The following is a 16889-nucleotide window of genomic DNA, read 5'->3' on the forward strand; positions in this document are numbered from 1 at the left end:
TGCATGGGCTGGCACAGAGACCTCCCACCCCGCCCCCCCGCGCTTGAACCTGCCAATCTGGCTGGGTGAGCCGCGTCGCTTGCCCGACGTACGCTGGCGCACTGGTGCGCGGCGGCGAATGGCAATCAACCTCGGGAGATACGAAAATGCTGAAATCACTCACTGCGGCTTTGACCGCGGGCGCGCTGGCGATCATCGGGTTCGCCGGCGTCGCGCAGGCGCAGCAAAGGTGCCCCCCACCGGGTACCTCTGTTCACGGATGCTATCTCACACCGACCACACCGCAGGTACCGCCAAAGAAATAGGGACGGCAACCTGGGATCGGCCCTGTCATGGGCCGACCCCTGACTGTGATCCCGCGAGCGGTCATCAAAACTCGGGAGAGAAGAAGATGCTGAAAACTCTACTTGCAGCGCTTCTCGCTGCTTCGATCGCCTCCGTCGGCTTCATTGCGGCGGCGCAGGCGCACCATAAGACCGGACACTGCGTGCCGGGTATCTTCACCGCAGGATGCCCGATGAAGCCACAGGCCCCGCAGGGTCCACAGCTCCCATAGCTACAAGTGAGATCCAATATGCCGACGGTCGGTCTCTGTGAGAACGTCACGGCATACTCAGCGGCGGTCCGACTTCTCGGCAACGAGAGGTCGGGCCGAACTGCATGCTCGTATTCGCGTGATTACGCAGACTGGACGAGCGCAAGCTGCTGACCGAGATCGATCACGCGATGATGCTGAGACACGAGCGAAGAGCGATGCCCAATGGAGACGATCGCCGCATTGGGCAGCTCGGCGCGTATGGTCCGCATGAGGTACGCCTCAGACGCCTCGTCGAGCGCTGACGTTGCCTCGTCGAGGAATAGAACATCGGGCTGGGCAATGAGCGCGCGGGCAAAGCCGAGCCGCTGCTGCTCTCCGGGCGAAAGGACGCTGCTCCATGGGGCGACGTGATCGAGAGACGCGACGAGGCCGGCAAGGCCTGCCTTGGCGAGTGCGTGGTGTAGATCCGGCTCCGCAACAGTGTGCTCCTCGGCTGGGTAGGCGAGTGCCGCCCGCAGAGATCCAAGCGGCAGATAAGGCGCTTGCGGCAGAACGAGCACGCGCCCACCGTTAGGCAGCGCGACACGTCCTCCGGAGTAGGGCCAAAAACCGCAGATGGCGCGCAACAACGTCGTCTTACCGCATCCGGAAGGACCCCTGAGGAGCAGTGCCTGACCAGACTCGACGGCGAAATTCATGTTCTCCAGCAGCAGCGTGCCGTCCGGAGTCGTCACATGCAGGTCGGCAACGGACAGTGACGAGCCACTTGCCCCGCCCTCGACCATTGCGCCACCGCCGGCAGTGTGCTCGCGCGCAAGCACGGTCTCTCGTTCGAATCCCGAGAGGCGATCGACAACGGCCTTCCATTCCGCCAGACGCGCATAGGCGCTGACGAAAAACGAAAACGACGTCTGAACCTGCCCGAAGGCGCCGGCCGTCTGCATCAAGGTGCCGAGCGGAATCTGGCCGGTGAAGAATGGCCGCGCGAGGATGGCGTAAGGCAAGATGACGGCGGCCTGATTGTATCCTGCCGTGAAGAACGTCAGCATCTTCTGCCGACGCATGATGTCGTGCCAGTTGCCGACAAGACTTGCGAAGCGGCGGGAGTGCAGGGAGCGCTCAGCAGACTCTCCGCCCATGAGCGCAACCTGTTCCGCATGCTCACGCAGGCGCGCAAGACCAAAACGGAAGTCGGCTCCGAGGCGCTGCTGATGGAACTTGAGACCGATGAGCCGGCGACCGATCAGATGCGCGCCAATCGTTGCCACCAGCGAGAATACGGCTGCGATCCATACCAGATAACCGGGTACGGCAAGCTCATAGCCGGCAATCACCAATGGAACCTGGCTGGAGATTCCCCAAAGTATGACGCCGAACGAGGCGAGCGTTGTTACCGCCGACAACAGTCCGATGCCGAGTGACAGCGTCTGCTCGACGAACATCGCAATATCATCGGCGATGCGCTGGTCGGGATTGTCGGCAGGCTCTCCTTTGAGGCGCATGCGGTAATGCGCACCGCCCCCTAGCCAGTGGTCGAGGTAGCTATGGGTCATCCACCGGCGCCAGCGGATCTGCAGCCACTGATTGAGATATAGCTGGTAGACCGAGACCAGAATGAAGGCTGCAGCAATGATGGAAAAGACTATGAGCTGCTGCCAGAACGCAGGCAGATCCTTGTTCTGGAGTGCATCGAAGAACAGTGCGTTCCAGTAATTGAACCAGACGGTCAGAGAGACTTGCGCAAATTCGGTCGCGACGATGGCAAGCAGAAGCGCGCGTCCGACCCACGCTTCCCTGACGGTCCAAGTGCCCAGCGGGCCGAAGTGGGTGGTGGTCTCCTCACGCGCCCGGAAGTAGGGGGCCGCAAGTTGCCATATGGCGCCTAGCTGCTTTCGTGCAATGTCCAGCATCCCTGCCGTCACGATTGGGCGAAAATGCTCCTGCCCAGCCGCGCAATGAGTGCCCGGCCCGCAGACAATCTTTGGGATGGAACCGGCTGTCGCGCGTCGCTATCGGGAGCGATCGCAGCACGATTTGCAGACCACGTGCCAACGCTCCTATTCTGAAGAAATGATGGAAAATCAATTTATCATTGAACAGAGGAAATCTCCGTTGCTAAGGACATTGCCTGGGCAACGTGCGCTCTGCCTATATATTGGGCAAAATAGGACAGGGCTGAAGATTTAGGCGACGACTGCGACTGAGGCCTGCCCGCACCGCATACCAGATCCCGCCCTAGACGCTTTGCTGCTCGGCTATTCGGCTGCGAAGACGGCCGGCGTGCCGCCTTTGTCCCCAATCGACAAGATCTCGAACGGACCGTCTTTGGTGCCGGACATGCCGGGCGAGCCCCCAGGCATTCCAGGAAGTGCGATGCCCTTGATGGCCGGCCTCTCAGTGAGCAGCCGCCTTATAGCACCCACAGGCACGTGCCCTTCCACGACGTAGCCGTCAACAAGCACGGTGTGGCAGCTCTCGAGGTCATCGCGGACGCCGTGCTTCTGCTTGATCAGCGTCATGTTGGGGTGCTCGATGACCGTCACTCTGAAGCCATTGGATCGCAAGTAATTCGCATAGCCGTCGCAGCACTTGCAGCTCGGGTTCTTATAGAGCGTCGCTGGAACCAACTCCGTAGCCGCGGCAGGGAGCAGCATCGCTAAGAATGCAGCCGCCATCAGAATCGCGCGCACCATTTTCCGTTTCCTCTCACAAGCGTTGCCTCGCAGGCGAAGCAGGTCCGCGGCACGCCGCGGACCTGCCTTTCGACTTAGTTGCGTGCCTTGGAAGGCGATGGCAACTGCACCGTCTGCGGCTTGGGCAGGCTATCGTGATAGCCCGGCTTGTGATGGGCGAGAGCCTGGCCGGCAAGCGCCGTCATCGTGATACCGCCTAGCATGGCAAGAACAATAAGCGTCTTCATGGAAGTTCTCCGTTATGTCCTGATTGAGTTGCGCGCCGCTGCTGCAGCGCACGTAAAGCACGGCGATCAGCGACCAAGCGGACGTCAGTCCAGACCCAGGTCTTGACCGCACATCCCAATCAGGCTCGCGGAGGAGGTGGATCAGGCGTGAGCATCAGCGACCGGGGGATCGCTGAATGCGCAACGCGCAAGTTCGCGCGTGATGGCGAACTTAGTCTATTATCAACGGGCAGTGCGGCTTGCGTGCTCAAGCATTGGGCTCCGCACGGGGCTTGGACGCAGGGAGCCGCTTCGCCGCAGCAACCACAGTCGCCATGTTGCGCGTCGACCAACTGCATGCACATGGCGGCATGTGTGTGCTGCACGGCTGCGGCCGCGGGCAACAGCGTGATGCCCACCGAGAGCAGGACAACAATAGCGAGCCGCAAAGCACGCATGCGCGTTACCTAGCCATGTCGATCTCAGTGACGGTCAACTCGCCGTTCACTCTGTCGGCCATGAACTTGATGGCGTCGCCAGGCTTCAGCTCATTGAGCATGGAGGGGTCACCGGCTTTGAACACCATCGTCATGGCCTCCATCTGCAAGTTGGGTATGGCGTCGTGAGCGATAGTGACTTTGCCAGCGGATACATCGACTTTCGTCACCTTACCGGCAACTACTGGGTGGTCATACCCATCGTGGCTGAATGCCAGCTGCGAGCCCGCACTCCATGCAATGATGACGGCGGCCGCCAACACGAGCTTGCGCATAGTCTCGATCCCTCTCGTCACACCCTGCCTGGTCGATGCCGTACACAGCAGTCTCGGCATTTCGACGTGGCATCAATATTCGGCGATTTGCAGGGGCAGGATAGGGAAATTCGGGTAACCGGATGTAACGCGCCTGACGCATATCAAATGGCGAAAGGCCGCCTGACCGACGGCTCGGCCGCTTCGGCTGCCGGGAAACGGATCATAACGCGAAGACCGCCCCACGCATGGTCGGCAATGGTGATATCGCCGCGACGAGTCCGAGCCGATAGGGGGTGCTCTGCTCAACACGGGGTCGCAAGCTCAGTGGTGACCGCCATGCCCACCGTGGCCGCCACCGTGATGCCCGCCATGGCCGCCGTGATGGCCATGATGGCCGTGATGGCCGTGATGGCCGCGTCCGAATCCGAGGACAATGCCAGGTCCGTAGCCGTAGCCGTACCCATAGCCGTCATAGTAACTGACATGACCATGACACCGCCTATGACCGTGGCGCCAATGGCAGTGGCGATATGGTCGGTAATGGACCTGCTGAGCGGCGCGGTCTCCCTCATGTATCTTTGCAGCGGTTGAGGGGATGGGCGCACCGAGCACCGAACTCGGAATCGCGCTGGTCAAGCCGAGCAGCAGTGCAGCAGCACACATTTCCTTGAAGCTTGTCATCGTCATCACTCCTTGGATCTCTCCAATTTCGGAGCGCATCTCCGAATCAATTCCGTGCTTGGCCGGCCGGTTCCGCGACACGGATCGTGGGAACCTCCGGAGAAGCAGGCCTTCTCGAGTTCATCGACCGTCAGCGATAGTTGATATGGCGTCAAACGACGGAGATTTGCGGAACGGGACCGGAAATTCTGGTAACCGCGTGTAACGATATGCCGGGTTTGGCCCGGCTGAATTGCGGCTGCGCGCTGCGACGCTCTCACAGATCTAAGAGATCTGTGCGGCCCACTCTCGTAGGTGCGTCTCACCGAAGGACGGTAAGGAGATCGTGACGCGAAGACCACCCGCCGCACGATTGGCGACGGTGATATCGCCACCAAGACCGCGTATCAAACTCCGGGCAACCGTTAGACCCAGTCCTGTGCCCTCGGTCGCCTCGCCGGTCGAGTGGGGTAAGCGACGGAACGGCTCGAAGATCTCCGCTTGGAGAGCTTCAGGAATTCCGGGACCCTCGTCGTCCACCGTGATCTCAACCCCACCGGCTCGCTCGGTAACATTGATCCTAGCCCGGTTGCCGTACTTCACGGCGTTCTCGACGATATTCGTCAACGCACGCTGCACGGCGACCGGCTTGGAGCGGACAGGAAGGCGCTTTGGCCCATTGACCGCAACCTCAGCGCCAGCATCGCTCAGATCATCCGCCACACGCTGCACGAGCGACATCACATCAAGCATCTCAGTCGGCTCGGCCGTGAAATCGAGGCGAGCAAAGCCGAGCGTAGCCGAGACCATCCGGCGCATTTGCTGCAGGTCTTGCAGGATCGGCTCGCGAATTTCAGCGTCGCCGATCTCCTCCGCCCTGAGACGCAATCGAGTTATCGGCGTTCCCAGGTCGTGCGCTATGGCCGCAGCAAGGGCAATACGGTCTTCGACCAAGCGCCGGACCCGGTCCTGCATGCGATTGAATGCCTTGGCTGCCGTGCGCACCTCCAAAGGCCCGTTCTCGCTCAAAGGCGGCGAGTGAATGTCGGTTCCCAGACGTTCCGCAGCGGCCGCGAAGTACGTTAGCGGCTGCGTCCAGCGTTGCAGCACCCAGGCAGCCACAACTAGCACCGACGTCAACATTGCCCCGAGCGCCGCGCCGGTCTTCCAAAATGAGAAGGGAGTGACGCTCAGCAAAGGGGCGGTCGCTGTCATCCACGTTCCATCCGCGAGACGCACCTCAGTTACAACCGTGCCTTGAGGGTTGATCTCGGCCAACGGCACCTCAGGGATGTGGTCAATCTGGGTATGAGCCGAGCTGTTCATCGTCGCGAGCAGACCCTTGCTGCTCGCCACACTCTCCTCGAAATAGGCAACGCGAATGCCTTCGAGCAACTCGCGTCCCAGGAAGGCACTCAGCATATGCTCGAAGAAATGTAGCCGCGTGCCCTCCTGCTGACTTTGACCCAGCGAAGCATTCGAGGAAGAAGCAGTCGAGGAAACGGAGAAACGCAGGAGCGGGCCACTGACGAGGGCCAGTACGGATGCGCGCTTTTCAATGGGAGTGCTCTCAGCGAGCTTCGAGATCGATGCGATGCAATCGGCTAGAAGCGCATCGTGCAGCAGACCGGTCGTCACATCGCTTCGCTGCGCATAAAGCCATAGGCCCATCAGGTGTGACAGCGATAAGAATACGAGAAGGATGATGATGACTCGGCCTTTGACGGTGTCGAATGCTTGGCTCATTCCGCGCTCCCAATCACCTCGGGCGTGAACGCATATCCCTTGTTGCGGATTGTCTTGATGAGCTGCGGCTGTTGCGGGTCGCTCTCGATCTTGCGGCGAAGCCGCGTGACTTGCATGTCAATGCCTCGATCAAAGGCGATGGCTGAACGACCGCGCGCGAGATCCAGCAGCTGCTCTCGCGACAGGGTAACCTGGGGGTGTTCCGCAAACGCTAGGAGAAGATCGAATTCGCCGTCGGTCAGTACGACATTTACTCCCGCCGGGGACTCCAGTCGCCTGCGCGCCCGATCGAGCCTCCAACCCTCGAAACGCAAGACCCTGGCTTTCTCCAGCACGTTCTGCAAAGGCAGCTCGTTGGCACGTCGCAGAACGGCTCTGATGCGTGCCAGCAGCTCCTGCGGGTTGAATGGCTTCTGCACATAGTCGTCGGCGCCCATTTCGAGCCCCAGAATGCGATCGCTGTCGGATCCGAGCAGGGTCAGCAGGATAATGGGAATGCGGCTCGCCTCTCTCAGTTCGCGGCAGAGCACCAAGCCGTCATCATGCGGCATTACGCGATCGAGGACGATGAGGTCGACTTTGGTGACGGCAAGGATTCGCCTCATCTCTTGGCCGTCGGCGGCAACGTCGACGCGCAGCCCCTGCTTTCGTAGGAAGCGAGAGAGGAGATTGCGCAGCTCCTGGTCGTCATCGACGATGAGAATGTGCGGCTCGACGGGCATCGCCACGCCCCTTATCTTTATCCATCGCGTGTGAGCTTAAGGCTGGGCACATGGCTGGCAGGGGCCACTTTGTAACAGCGCGTAACAGTCCCAGGTGTGTGATTCCGTTACTCCTTCCGGCTCGACAGCGGGATCGGTTGCAACCAGATTGGTGAATCCGAGGATCGGGTTTGCACCGCACCGTAGCCTCCACATCGAATCCGGAGTGCGCACCGATGAAGCTTCTCGCTGGTCTTGCCCTGGCTGTTTTCGTCGTCGTCGCTGGCGGGGTTGCTGCCATTCTAAGCGGTGCGTTTAATGTCGCTGCTACGAACCCCGACAGCTCGATGACGACGTGGATTCTCCACACGACGATGCAGCGATCCGTCGCTGTGCGTTCATCGGCGATTGTCGCTCCGGAGAGCTTCACCGAGGCGCAGGTGCAGGCGGGCTCGAACGAGTTTCGCGCGATGTGTGCAGGCTGTCATGGTGCGCCCGGGCGGATGCGAAGTGCCGCGGGCAAGGGGCTGCGGCCACGGGCTCCCGATCTGGCGGTGGTCGCAAACAATTGGACCAATGCAAATCTCTTTTGGATCATCAAGAACGGCATCAAGATGACCGGCATGCCGGCGTTCGGCCCCACGCACGATGACCAGACGCTTTGGAACATCGTCGCGTTTGTGAGGCAGCTGCCAAACATGACGGCTGATCAGTACCAGCGCTTCGCGGACGAGGGCCGCGCAGCTGGTAACGAACACGAGCATTGACGACTCTCCGGTCTCATTGCTCTCAAATATCGGCTCCATGCACCGGAGTTTTCGTAACAGGTCGTAACAGGCCTGTTGTCGTGTGACCACACTCGCATCCTGACGGACGTCTCCGCCTGTAAGTCAACTTGAAGGGCCCCCGCCAAGCGCTTAGCAAAAGATGTAAACGGATTTTGCACAGGATCCGCATGCCGCTCTGCCGGATCACCATGATCGTACTGGCGTGCCTCGTGTTGGGGCTGAGTACGGCTGCCGCGGCCTGCGATCACGCTGCTGGCACTCAAAGTGAGTCGCCACGAGTTGCCGCCAGCGCGCTCCGCTCACTCACAACCTCCCGCGCACGAGATTCTTCGCTCTACGAAACAACGTCCATTGTGGAGTCCACTCCCGGTCTTCCCAAGGACGGTTGCTCAACCACATGCCCGGGCGTGTGTTGCTGCCAAGGCGGTACAGCGCCGTGCACCTCCGCACATACGGCGGGCCACGTGAACAGTGGCTGGGAGCCGATCGTCATAGCGGGCGTCGTTCACACCCGCCTCTGGCCACTGCGAGCGGTGTACTACAGGGAGCCTCTCTATGGGCTCGATCGGCCACCAAAGGCTTGACGGGCCAACCCCCGGCTCGAGCTCAGTGATGCTTGCCGACACGTAGCAGCATCACCCGGCTGCGCATCGTAGTTGATTGAAGCCCGTACGAGCGTGGTCCCCGCGACACTGAATTCGCGGGCAGTGCGCCATGGGCGCACGAATTGGAGCTGATCAATGCGTGTACCAAAACCGGCTTTGGCGCTGTTACTGCTGCTGCTAACCGGCTGGGGCGAGCGCAATCTCGATTGGCCCTATGCCGGACCTGTGCCTGACGAGCCGCTGGCCGTTCCGCCGCAGCACTACGGCTCAGTCATGAGCGGCACACGCAGTTTTCGACCCGTCGAGCCGTTGCCCTGGGGCGGCGTCAATCGCCGCGTGATGCCGAAAGACGGTGGCGCGCCGCCGTCATCACCGAAACCGGACGACGGAATGTCGGGCCATCACCACCACTAAACGAGTGAGCGTTGCCCAGGTGCGAGATGCTGAACCGAGGCCGAGAAGTAGCGATTAGCCGGCGAGGAATCGCGGGGACCATCGCGGCGCTCGCCGCGTCCCTGGCGATGACGGCTTGCGCCCACTTCTCGCCCGACGGTGGGATGCTGCCGGTCGAGGAGCAGGCCGGTGCACAACTCGATAAGGACGTGGTGAAGATCAGCAACCAGGCCGATGCGGCGGCCATCGAGGCACGCGTCCAATCGTTACTCGCCGAGCCAATAGGCCCCGAATCGGCAGTCCAGATCGCGCTTCTCAACAACCGCGGGCTACAAGCTGCCTACAACGAGCTCGGCGTTTCCGAAGCGCAAATGGTCGAGGCCAGCCTGCCGCCGAGCCCAGCCTTCGCGCTCTCCAAGCTCTTCACCACGGGACAGTTCGAAATCGAGCGGCAGATCGTGCAGAACGTGCTCGGTTTGCTGACGCTGCCCCGGCGGCGGGAGATTGCCGAGGCCAAGTTCCAGCAGGCTCAGGTGCGCGCCGTCGAAGAAACGTTGCGCACCGCTGCAATCGCTAGCCGCGCCTATTATAGGACCGTTGCCGCCAATCAGACCGTCAGCTTCCTGGAGCGGGCGCGGCTATCGGCGGAGTCGGTCTCGGAGCTGTCAAAGAAGCTCGGCGAGACTGGCGCCCTGCCCAAGCTCGATCAGGCGCGCGAGCACGCCTTCTATGCCGAGGTGTCTGCGCAGCTCGCAATAGCACGCCTGCGCCAGCGGTCCGAGCGCCAGAAGCTCAACCGCGCGCTCGGTCTTTGGGGCGCGCAGACGAGCTACGAGCTACCCGGCGTGCTCGCCAAGCTGCCACCGCCCCCGCCGGCTATCGCCGACGTGGAGACCCAGGCGGTGTTGTCGCGCGCCGATCTGCAAATCGCGCGCATGGAACTCGCCATTCTCGCCAAGCAATACGACCTGACGAGTGCAACCCGCTTCATCAACATGCTGGAGGTGGCCGGCATCAATACGTCGGATAACACGCTCATACCGCAGACCAATGGAGAGGAGCTGCGGGATAAGGAGAAATTCAACGGCTACGAAATTGGCTTCCAGATTCCGATCTATGATTTTGGCCGAGCGCGCACGCGGCTGGCCGAGCAGGAGTACATGCGCGCCGTCAACCTGCTCATCGAGAGCGCGGTGAATGTGCGCTCGCAGGCAAACGAGGCATACCAGACCTATCGCGGCACATACGATATCGCCCGTCACTTCGAAAAGGAGATTCTTCCGCTGCGCGAGATCATTTCCGAGCAGGAGCTGCTCAACTACAGCGGCATGCTGACCGATCTCTTCGAGCTGCTGGTGGACGCCCGCGCCCGCATCCTAGCCAACGTGCAGGCGATCGAGGCGAGGCGCGACTTCTGGCTCGCCAAGGTCGACCTGCACGTGGCAATCGTCGGCGGCGGTGCGGCAGATGCTCCCTCGGGGCCATCGGAAACTGCCGCTCTGGCGCCGAGCGCGAGCGCAGATTGAATAGGTCTTTCGCATTCAAGCGGGACCGGAAATGACCGGTAACGCCATTGGGGAGCTAAGCGTAAGCTCTTACATGGGACCTCGAATATGCACGATCGCGAGGAGCGCGTCATGACCCTCTCCCGGAGGAATTTCATCGCCGCGAGCGGCGGCCTTGCGCTGTTGAATACCGGTCTGGTGTCGGGGCGCGCGGCAGCGGCCGGAATTCCCGAGGCGCCGGTGCAGACCTCGCCCGTGATGCAACCCCCGCTCGCGCCCTCGTCGGGGCCCGACTATCAACCGGTCGTCACGCTCAACGGCTGGACACTGCCCTGGCGGCAGAACGGCGACTGGAAGGAGTTCCATCTCGTCGCCGAGCCGGTGGTGCGCGAACTGGCGCCGGGCATGAAGGCGCATCTGTGGGGTTACAACGGCCAGTCCCCCGGGCCGACAATCGAAGCCGTCGAGGGAGACAAAGTACGTATCTTCGTCACCAACAGACTGCCCGAGCACACGACCGTGCACTGGCACGGACAGATCCTGCCCTCGGGCATGGACGGCGTCGGCGGCCTCACGCAGCCGCACATCAAGCCCGGCCAGACGTTCGTCTACGAGTTCCAGCTCCACGACAGTGGCACCTTCATGTACCACCCGCACGCCGACGAGATGGTGCAGATGGCGATGGGCATGATGGGCTCATTCATCGTGCACCCGCGCGACCCGAAGCTTCACCGCGTGAACCGCGATTTCGTGTTCCTGCTTGCCGCCTATATGATCGAACCGGGCGGCTACGTACCGAAGGTCGCGGAGATGCTCGACTTCAACCTGTGGACCTTTAACAGCCGCGTGTTCCCGGGCATTGATCATCTTGCCGTGCGCAAGGGCGACCGGGTGCGGGTGCGCATGGGCAACCTCAGCATGACCAGCCACCCCATTCACATGCACGGCTACCACTTTAGCGTCACCTGCACCGACGGCGGATGGGTGCCGGAAAGCGCCCGTTGGCCCGAGACCACGATCAATGTGCCGGTCGGTGCCATGCGCGCCTTCGAGTTCGACGCCGCGTACGAGGGCGACTGGGCGCTGCACTGCCACAAGTCGCACCACACCATGAACGCCATGGGTCACAACGTGAAGACGTACATCGGGGTGGACCAGAGGGGGATCCAGAAGCAGATCCGCAGCCTTGTCGGCGGCGGCTACATGGCCATGGGCAAGGATGGCATGGCCGAGATGGGCGAGATGAGCATGCCGCTGCCCGACAACACCCTGCCGATGATGTCCGGCTTTGCTCAGTTCGGTGCGGTCGAGATGGGCGGCATGTTCACTGTCGTCAAGGTGCGCGACGGCTTGGCGCCGGGGGACTACAAGGATCCGGGCTGGTTCAAACACCCAAAAGGCACGGTCGCCTTTGAATGGAAGGGCGAGATGCCCGATGCGCCGGCCGCATCCGGCGACGCCGCGGGGCCTGGCGACGCCCAATACAAAGCTGTCAAACCGCACGGCGGCCACTCCGGCGACTAGCCGATATATGGCGCTCGCGCGGGCCGCACCTAATCCGTGGTTCTTGGCTCTCGCCGCTCGCGCGCGCGCGCAGCAGCGATGCGCGTCGAAAGATGCTCTTGGAGCTCGAAGCACGCTATCCGCCGCGCGAAACGATCCGGTCGATGAGATCATCGTCGCCGACAACGGCGGCGACGCCTAGAGGCGGCCCTGAGAGCTGCTTATGATGCATCGCCGGATCAGCGCAAGCGCAGGCATGTCCTTGACCGAGCAGGTGCATCATAAAATGCACGGTCGTGCTCAACCCCTGAGCCCGCGCACATAGGCTGCCGTGAGCTGGTGGCGCGGCGCCTCGAACAAGCGACGACACTGGTCAAACTCGATGAGAGTACCTGCGCGGTCACTGACCCAGAAAAATGCCGCATAGTTGGCAATGCGCCGGGCCTGGCCGAGATTGTGTGTGACAATGACAATGGTATAGCGCCCGCGCAGTGTTTCTATGAGATCCTCGACGACCGCCGATGACAGCGGGTCGAGGGCACTGCAGGGCTCGTCCATCAGCAATATCTCCGGCTCAAGCACCAGGGCCCGCGCGATGCAAAGGCGCTGCTGCTGGCCTCCCGAGAGAGACAGCGCGGCGCCGTCCAGCCGATCCTTGACCTCATCCCAAAGGCCCACGTCCCTCAGGCACTGCTCGACGCGCTCCGAGAGCTCGGCGCGGCCTGTCACACCGTGTTCTCTGAGTGGCATCTCCAAATTGCGCCGGATGGAAAGGGGAAACGGATTGGGCCTCTGAAAGATCATGCCGACGCGCCGCCGCAGGGCCTGGACGTCCACGTTGGGCAGATGGATCTCCGCGCCATCAAGCATGATGCGGCCTTCTACCCGGCATCCCGGAATTAGATCGGTCAGGCGATTGAGGCTCGAAAGGAGGCTCGTCTTGCCGCATCCCGACGGACCAATGAGCGCAGTGATGCAGCCGCGATAGATATCGAGGCTGACATCCTTGAGTGCAGGCTTCCCGTCGTAGCCAAGAGACAGGCCATCGACCCTGATCTGCGTCTCAGGCCTGCAGCACGGAGGGCCGGAAAGCAGCGGACCGACAGTGTACGCCTTCCCATCGACAGCTTCGACAAGGCCTTCGATCTCGCCGGTGATGCTCATGATGCTGTGATCCTTCGCTTGAGGGTGCTCTCGGCAAGCCACAACGCAGCGCCATTGATAAGAATGAGAAGCGCGATGAGCGCCAGCGCGGAGGCATATGCGCTGCGGTCTCCGCCGGCGACGTTCATAGTCAGGTCGTAGATGTGCACCGAGATGGCGCGGCCCGAGTCGAGCAGTGAGGTGGGCATGCGGTCTACGTAGCCGCTCGTAAATATGAGCGCGGCTGTCTCCGCCATGGCACGACCGATTCCAATCATCAGGCCCGCTACCAGGGCCGGTGCGGCCGCGGGAATCAGCACGTTCACCAGTGCGCTGGCCTTGGAAATGCCGAGCGCAGCCGCTCCTAAGCGCCAGTCGTTGGGAACGGTTCGCAGTCCGGATTCGGCTGTACGAATGAGGATCGGCAGGACCATGCAAGCCAGAGTCAGCCCGCCGGAAAGTATCGAGAATCCCAGGCCCAGCCACACGCAGAAGAAGGCATTGCCAAACAGGCCGAATACAATCGACGGTACGCCGGCAAGGATATCGAGGCTGAGGCCTATCCAATGTCCAATGCGCCCGCCCGGGCGTGTGAACTCAGACAGGAGGATAGCCGTCGCGAGGCCCAAAGGCGCCGACACGGCGAGCGCGACGGTGATAATGAGCACTGTGGCCAGCAGAATTGGCGCGATACCGCCGCTGCGCCCGGCATTGCGCGGTGCTGCGGTCAGAAATTCCCAACCTATGCGGTCGGCACCGTGCCAGACGATGTCGAGGAGGAGCCAGCCGAACGTCGCGGCGGTCGCCGCCGCGGCGGCAAGCACGAGCAGATGGAGTGTGCGGTCGCGTAGAGCGATCCGGCGAGCGCTCTTGTAGGCGGCGAGGCTATGCATGCACCACCTGTCCACCACTGCGCCTCGCCGCAGCCGCAAGCAGCAGCACCACTGCAGTCAACGCGAGGCCCGAAACGAAGAGTGACGCTCGATGATCTCCTGTTGCGTAGGCCATCTCCAGCGCGATATTTGCAGTTAGCGTGCGGACCGGATCGAAGAGCGACTTTGGCAGCTGTACGACATTGCCGCTTACCATAAGCACAGCCATGGTCTCACCGAGCGCGCGAGCTGACGCGAGTATGACACCGGCAAAAATGCTGGCTTTCGTGGCGGGGATCGCAACGTTCATGATTGTGGCTTCCCGCGACAGACCAAGCGCAGCGGCGCCGACCCAGTAAGATGAGGGCAAGCTCGCCAGCGCGGCCTCTGTCGTCAGAGCAATGGTGGGCAGAGTCATCAGGCTGAGGACCAGGCTGCCAGCAAGCAGGCTGGTGCCTGGCGGGGCAATCTTGAGGATGAGCGGCACGATTACCGTCAGTCCCCACAGCCCAAGTACGACCGAAGGAACGCCTGCCAACAGCACAATCATCCAATGCAGGATTCGACCGATGGCGCCGGTGGCATAGAATCGACAAAAGATAGCCGCGGCTACGCCGAGCGGTGTCGCCACCGCGATCGCCAGCGCCGAGGTTGCCGCTGAAGCGGCTAGCATCGGAACGAGGCTGAACGCGCCCTCGGTTGGGTGCCAGCTGCGATCGGAAAGGAAGCGCATCAGGCCGTACCGGACGATGACCGGCCACGATTCCCGCACCAAAAAAAGTACGATAAGAACCAGCACAGCGGAGGCGAGCCCGGCTGCGAATGCGAGCCATCGCAGCAGCCGCGCATCACGGACCGAGGGGGACAAAGTACTGCTCCTCCACGAGATCCTGGACATCAGCGGACTGCACAAAATCGATGAAGGCTTTGGCGAGGCCTTGCGGCTCCGCGCTCGTGACCAGATTGAGGGGGCGGGCGAGCGGAAAGCTGCCGTTGCGCACGTTCTCGACGGAAGCCGCGACGCCCGCCATGCCCAGGAGCTTGATGGGCGTCCCTGCGCCCACCTCGAACTCGGCGGTTCCGATCGAGACGTAGCCGATCGCCCCCGGGTTTCCCGCTACTGTCTTGATGCCCTGCTGGTTATCCCCAATGACCACCTGCGCCTTGATATCGCTCGCCTTGAACTTGAAGTGGTGCAGGAAGAGCTCGAGCGTCGAGCGCCCTTCGGCCTTGTTGACGACCGTGATACGTCCCACCTTGCCCCCGACCTGAGCCCAGTCGGTGATCTTGCCGGTATAGATGTCGACGATCTGCTGGTCCGAGAGAGCGGAAACAACATTATCGCGATGAAGAATGAGGCTGACACCGTCGCGGGCAATGGCAAAGGCCTTGAGGTCCGCTTCGTCGGATCTAAGCGCGCGCGAGACCATGCCGATATCGGCAAGGCCGGACCGGGCATCGCTGATCCCGCGCGACGATCCACCCGATTGCACATCGATGCGTTTCCCAGGGTTCTTTTCCTCGAACCGCTTGGCGATTTCGGCTGCAAGCGGGGCCACCGTGCTTGAGCCGGTGATGACGAGCTTGCCCCCGGCAGACGAGGCCGGCTGCATGGTGGCGGCGAATAGAAGGCCCGCCAACATGAACGTCCCGATACGCATTTGATCTCCTCAGTGTGGGATTGCGCGAGGTTTCGAGCCGGCTAGCAACAGGTCGAGGCGGGAGGCAGCGAACCCTTGTCGACTGCGAACGGGATGTTCGTGCCGCAGCCGGGGAAGACGCCGTAGTGCGTGGAAAAATCGCCGATGAACTCGAAGTGAGGGGCGAGCCGGCTCTGCTTGAGCATGTGCCAGGTGTTGCCGCACACGGGGAAGACGCGCCCGAGCTCGATGGCGTGGTGGCTATCGAGATGAAATATGTGCGGCGCTTCAGGGACGCCGCCGCGATAGATCACCGCCTGGCCGTAATCCTCACACGCCGGCTCAAGCGCATCGATCTTGAACAGGCGGTAGGTCGCCGAATAGAACCGCGCCAACCCGATTTTCTCCTCGACATGAGGATCCGTGATCTCCAGTGGACGGCTCGTGACAAGGCGCGGATCGCCAAATCCTGACGCCCGCGCCAGCGCCAGGAAATCGCCCCAATAGAGAGCGCCCCCCAAACACTCACCATAGACCACCGGATCATCGCGCAGCGATTCTGGCAGCCGCCGGTCGGCATAGACGTCGGCAAAGTAGAACTCGCCGCCTGGCCTCAGAAGATCGAACACGCCCTTGAGCACGGCTCGCTTGTCGATTGAGAGATTGACGACGCAGTTCGAGACGACGACGTCGAAACTAGCCGGCTCGAGACCGAGCGCTGCAAGCTCCTCGATATAGCCCTGGAGGAAGCGCACATTGGCTTTGGCGTGGCGAAAGTGCTCCATGTGCCAATCCACATGGGAGCGTGCCGTCTCGAGCTGCTCGGGCGTCATGTCGACACCGACGACCTCTCCCGTCGGCCCTACGAGTTGGGCGAGCGCATAGACATCGCGCCCCGAGCCGCAGCCAAGATCGAGCACGCGGCGCCCCTCGAGCAGCTCCGGCGCCACGAGGCCGCAGCCGTAATACTTGGCGAGGACCTCATCATGGATGTTGGCCAGGAGAACCTTGATGCGCTCGGGCATATTGTCTGGCGTGCAGCAGGCCTTGGTCTTCAGGTCGTCGGAGGTGCGCAGGACCTTGCCGTAATAGTCTTTCACGATTTCGATATGCATCGGTTCGTCCTCTGGTTTGACGTCTCG

Annotated in this window: 17 protein-coding genes; 6 read left to right on the plus strand and 11 right to left on the minus strand. The window is 61.9% G+C overall.

Annotated elements, in window-relative coordinates; all coding sequences use genetic code 11:
- Positions 1-391 precede the first annotated feature (391 nt).
- A complete protein-coding gene (locus F9K20_RS03570; protein ID WP_290997456.1) occupies positions 392-556 on the plus strand; it encodes a hypothetical protein in 165 nt (54 codons plus the stop codon).
- 122 nt (positions 557-678) lie between these two features.
- On the opposite strand, the gene F9K20_RS03575 is transcribed toward F9K20_RS03570, so the two are convergent.
- The 4 genes from F9K20_RS03575 to F9K20_RS03590 form a co-directional block, all read right to left on the minus strand.
- Positions 679-2448, minus strand: coding sequence for an ABC transporter ATP-binding protein/permease (locus F9K20_RS03575; protein ID WP_290997457.1), 1770 nt, complete (start codon positions 2446-2448; stop codon positions 679-681).
- A gap of 345 nt (positions 2449-2793) precedes the next feature.
- Positions 2794-3231, minus strand: a complete 438-nt coding sequence (locus F9K20_RS03580; RefSeq protein WP_290997458.1) for a DUF411 domain-containing protein — start codon at positions 3229-3231, stop codon at positions 2794-2796.
- Between the two features lie 74 nt (positions 3232-3305).
- Positions 3306-3458, minus strand: a complete 153-nt coding sequence (locus F9K20_RS03585; RefSeq protein WP_290997459.1) for a hypothetical protein — start codon at positions 3456-3458, stop codon at positions 3306-3308.
- A 442-nt stretch (positions 3459-3900) separates the two neighbouring features.
- A complete protein-coding gene (locus F9K20_RS03590; protein WP_290997460.1) occupies positions 3901-4209 on the minus strand; it encodes a copper-binding protein in 309 nt (102 codons plus the stop codon).
- A gap of 318 nt (positions 4210-4527) precedes the next feature.
- On the opposite strand from F9K20_RS03590, the gene F9K20_RS03595 reads away from it, so the two are divergent.
- Entirely contained in the window at positions 4528-4782 is a 255-nt protein-coding gene (locus F9K20_RS03595; protein ID WP_290997461.1) for a hypothetical protein, read from the plus strand.
- A 354-nt stretch (positions 4783-5136) separates the two neighbouring features.
- Here the strand turns inward: F9K20_RS03595 and F9K20_RS03600 are convergent, their stop codons facing one another.
- Together F9K20_RS03600 and F9K20_RS03605 are read right to left on the minus strand one after the other, a co-directional pair.
- A complete protein-coding gene (locus F9K20_RS03600; protein WP_290997462.1) occupies positions 5137-6597 on the minus strand; it encodes an ATP-binding protein in 1461 nt (486 codons plus the stop codon).
- The gene (locus F9K20_RS03605; protein ID WP_290997463.1) at positions 6594-7319 is read right to left on the minus strand and encodes a response regulator; all 726 of its coding nucleotides are present in this window, start codon (positions 7317-7319) and stop codon (positions 6594-6596) included. Before F9K20_RS03605 ends, F9K20_RS03600 begins: the two co-directional genes overlap by 4 nt.
- Before the next feature lie 215 nt (positions 7320-7534).
- Between F9K20_RS03605 and F9K20_RS03610 the strand changes: the two genes are divergently transcribed.
- From F9K20_RS03610 to F9K20_RS03625, 4 genes are all read left to right on the plus strand, one after another.
- Positions 7535-8065, plus strand: coding sequence for a cytochrome c (locus F9K20_RS03610; protein WP_290997464.1), 531 nt, complete (start codon positions 7535-7537; stop codon positions 8063-8065).
- Positions 8066-8826: 761 nt separating this feature from the next.
- On the plus strand, positions 8827-9105 hold the full coding sequence (locus F9K20_RS03615) for a hypothetical protein (RefSeq protein WP_290997465.1): 279 nt from the start codon (positions 8827-8829) through the stop codon (positions 9103-9105).
- A gap of 107 nt (positions 9106-9212) precedes the next feature.
- Positions 9213-10610, plus strand: coding sequence for a TolC family protein (locus tag F9K20_RS03620; RefSeq protein ID WP_290997466.1), 1398 nt, complete (start codon positions 9213-9215; stop codon positions 10608-10610).
- A 111-nt stretch (positions 10611-10721) separates the two neighbouring features.
- On the plus strand, positions 10722-12113 hold the full coding sequence (locus F9K20_RS03625; protein WP_290997467.1) for a copper oxidase: 1392 nt from the start codon (positions 10722-10724) through the stop codon (positions 12111-12113).
- A gap of 279 nt (positions 12114-12392) precedes the next feature.
- On the opposite strand, the gene F9K20_RS03630 is transcribed toward F9K20_RS03625, so the two are convergent.
- The 5 genes from F9K20_RS03630 to F9K20_RS03650 are packed head-to-tail and all read right to left on the minus strand — an operon-like array spanning position 12393 to position 16862.
- Positions 12393-13256: a phosphate ABC transporter ATP-binding protein gene (locus tag F9K20_RS03630; RefSeq protein ID WP_290997468.1), complete on the minus strand. Its 864-nt coding sequence runs from the start codon at positions 13254-13256 to the stop codon at positions 12393-12395.
- On the minus strand, positions 13253-14128 hold the full coding sequence (pstA, locus tag F9K20_RS03635; RefSeq protein WP_290997469.1) for a phosphate ABC transporter permease PstA: 876 nt from the start codon (positions 14126-14128) through the stop codon (positions 13253-13255). The genes F9K20_RS03630 and pstA overlap by 4 nt, the downstream gene beginning before the upstream one ends.
- Positions 14121-14975, minus strand: a complete 855-nt coding sequence (gene pstC, locus F9K20_RS03640; RefSeq protein ID WP_290997470.1) for a phosphate ABC transporter permease subunit PstC — start codon at positions 14973-14975, stop codon at positions 14121-14123. The genes pstA and pstC overlap by 8 nt, the downstream gene beginning before the upstream one ends.
- On the minus strand, positions 14956-15768 hold the full coding sequence (locus tag F9K20_RS03645) for a phosphate ABC transporter substrate-binding protein (RefSeq protein WP_290997471.1): 813 nt from the start codon (positions 15766-15768) through the stop codon (positions 14956-14958). The genes pstC and F9K20_RS03645 overlap by 20 nt, the downstream gene beginning before the upstream one ends.
- 41 nt (positions 15769-15809) lie before the next feature.
- Complete coding sequence (locus F9K20_RS03650) at positions 15810-16862, minus strand: methyltransferase domain-containing protein (protein ID WP_290997472.1); 1053 nt, start codon at positions 16860-16862, stop codon at positions 15810-15812.
- Between the last annotated feature and the right edge of the window lie 27 nt (positions 16863-16889).

The sequence above is a fragment of the Hyphomicrobium sp. genome, from assembly GCF_009026145.1.
Taxonomy (GTDB): domain Bacteria; phylum Pseudomonadota; class Alphaproteobacteria; order Rhizobiales; family Hyphomicrobiaceae; genus Hyphomicrobium_A.

Coding starts and splice junctions, on each gene's coding strand:
- F9K20_RS03575 (WP_290997457.1), bottom strand. CDS start 2,448: ATGCTGGACATTGCACGAAAGCAGCTAGGCGCCATATGGCAACTTGCG.
- F9K20_RS03595 (WP_290997461.1), top strand. CDS start 4,528: ATGCCCACCGTGGCCGCCACCGTGATGCCCGCCATGGCCGCCGTGATG.
- F9K20_RS03590 (WP_290997460.1), bottom strand. CDS start 4,209: ATGCGCAAGCTCGTGTTGGCGGCCGCCGTCATCATTGCATGGAGTGCG.
- F9K20_RS03625 (WP_290997467.1), top strand. CDS start 10,722: ATGACCCTCTCCCGGAGGAATTTCATCGCCGCGAGCGGCGGCCTTGCG.
- F9K20_RS03600 (WP_290997462.1), bottom strand. CDS start 6,597: ATGAGCCAAGCATTCGACACCGTCAAAGGCCGAGTCATCATCATCCTT.
- F9K20_RS03585 (WP_290997459.1), bottom strand. CDS start 3,458: ATGAAGACGCTTATTGTTCTTGCCATGCTAGGCGGTATCACGATGACG.
- F9K20_RS03620 (WP_290997466.1), top strand. CDS start 9,213: ATGACGGCTTGCGCCCACTTCTCGCCCGACGGTGGGATGCTGCCGGTC.
- F9K20_RS03630 (WP_290997468.1), bottom strand. CDS start 13,256: ATGAGCATCACCGGCGAGATCGAAGGCCTTGTCGAAGCTGTCGATGGG.
- F9K20_RS03580 (WP_290997458.1), bottom strand. CDS start 3,231: ATGGTGCGCGCGATTCTGATGGCGGCTGCATTCTTAGCGATGCTGCTC.
- F9K20_RS03570 (WP_290997456.1), top strand. CDS start 392: ATGCTGAAAACTCTACTTGCAGCGCTTCTCGCTGCTTCGATCGCCTCC.
- F9K20_RS03650 (WP_290997472.1), bottom strand. CDS start 16,862: ATGCATATCGAAATCGTGAAAGACTATTACGGCAAGGTCCTGCGCACC.
- F9K20_RS03605 (WP_290997463.1), bottom strand. CDS start 7,319: ATGCCCGTCGAGCCGCACATTCTCATCGTCGATGACGACCAGGAGCTG.
- F9K20_RS03645 (WP_290997471.1), bottom strand. CDS start 15,768: ATGCGTATCGGGACGTTCATGTTGGCGGGCCTTCTATTCGCCGCCACC.
- pstA (WP_290997469.1), bottom strand. CDS start 14,128: ATGCATAGCCTCGCCGCCTACAAGAGCGCTCGCCGGATCGCTCTACGC.
- F9K20_RS03610 (WP_290997464.1), top strand. CDS start 7,535: ATGAAGCTTCTCGCTGGTCTTGCCCTGGCTGTTTTCGTCGTCGTCGCT.
- F9K20_RS03615 (WP_290997465.1), top strand. CDS start 8,827: ATGCGTGTACCAAAACCGGCTTTGGCGCTGTTACTGCTGCTGCTAACC.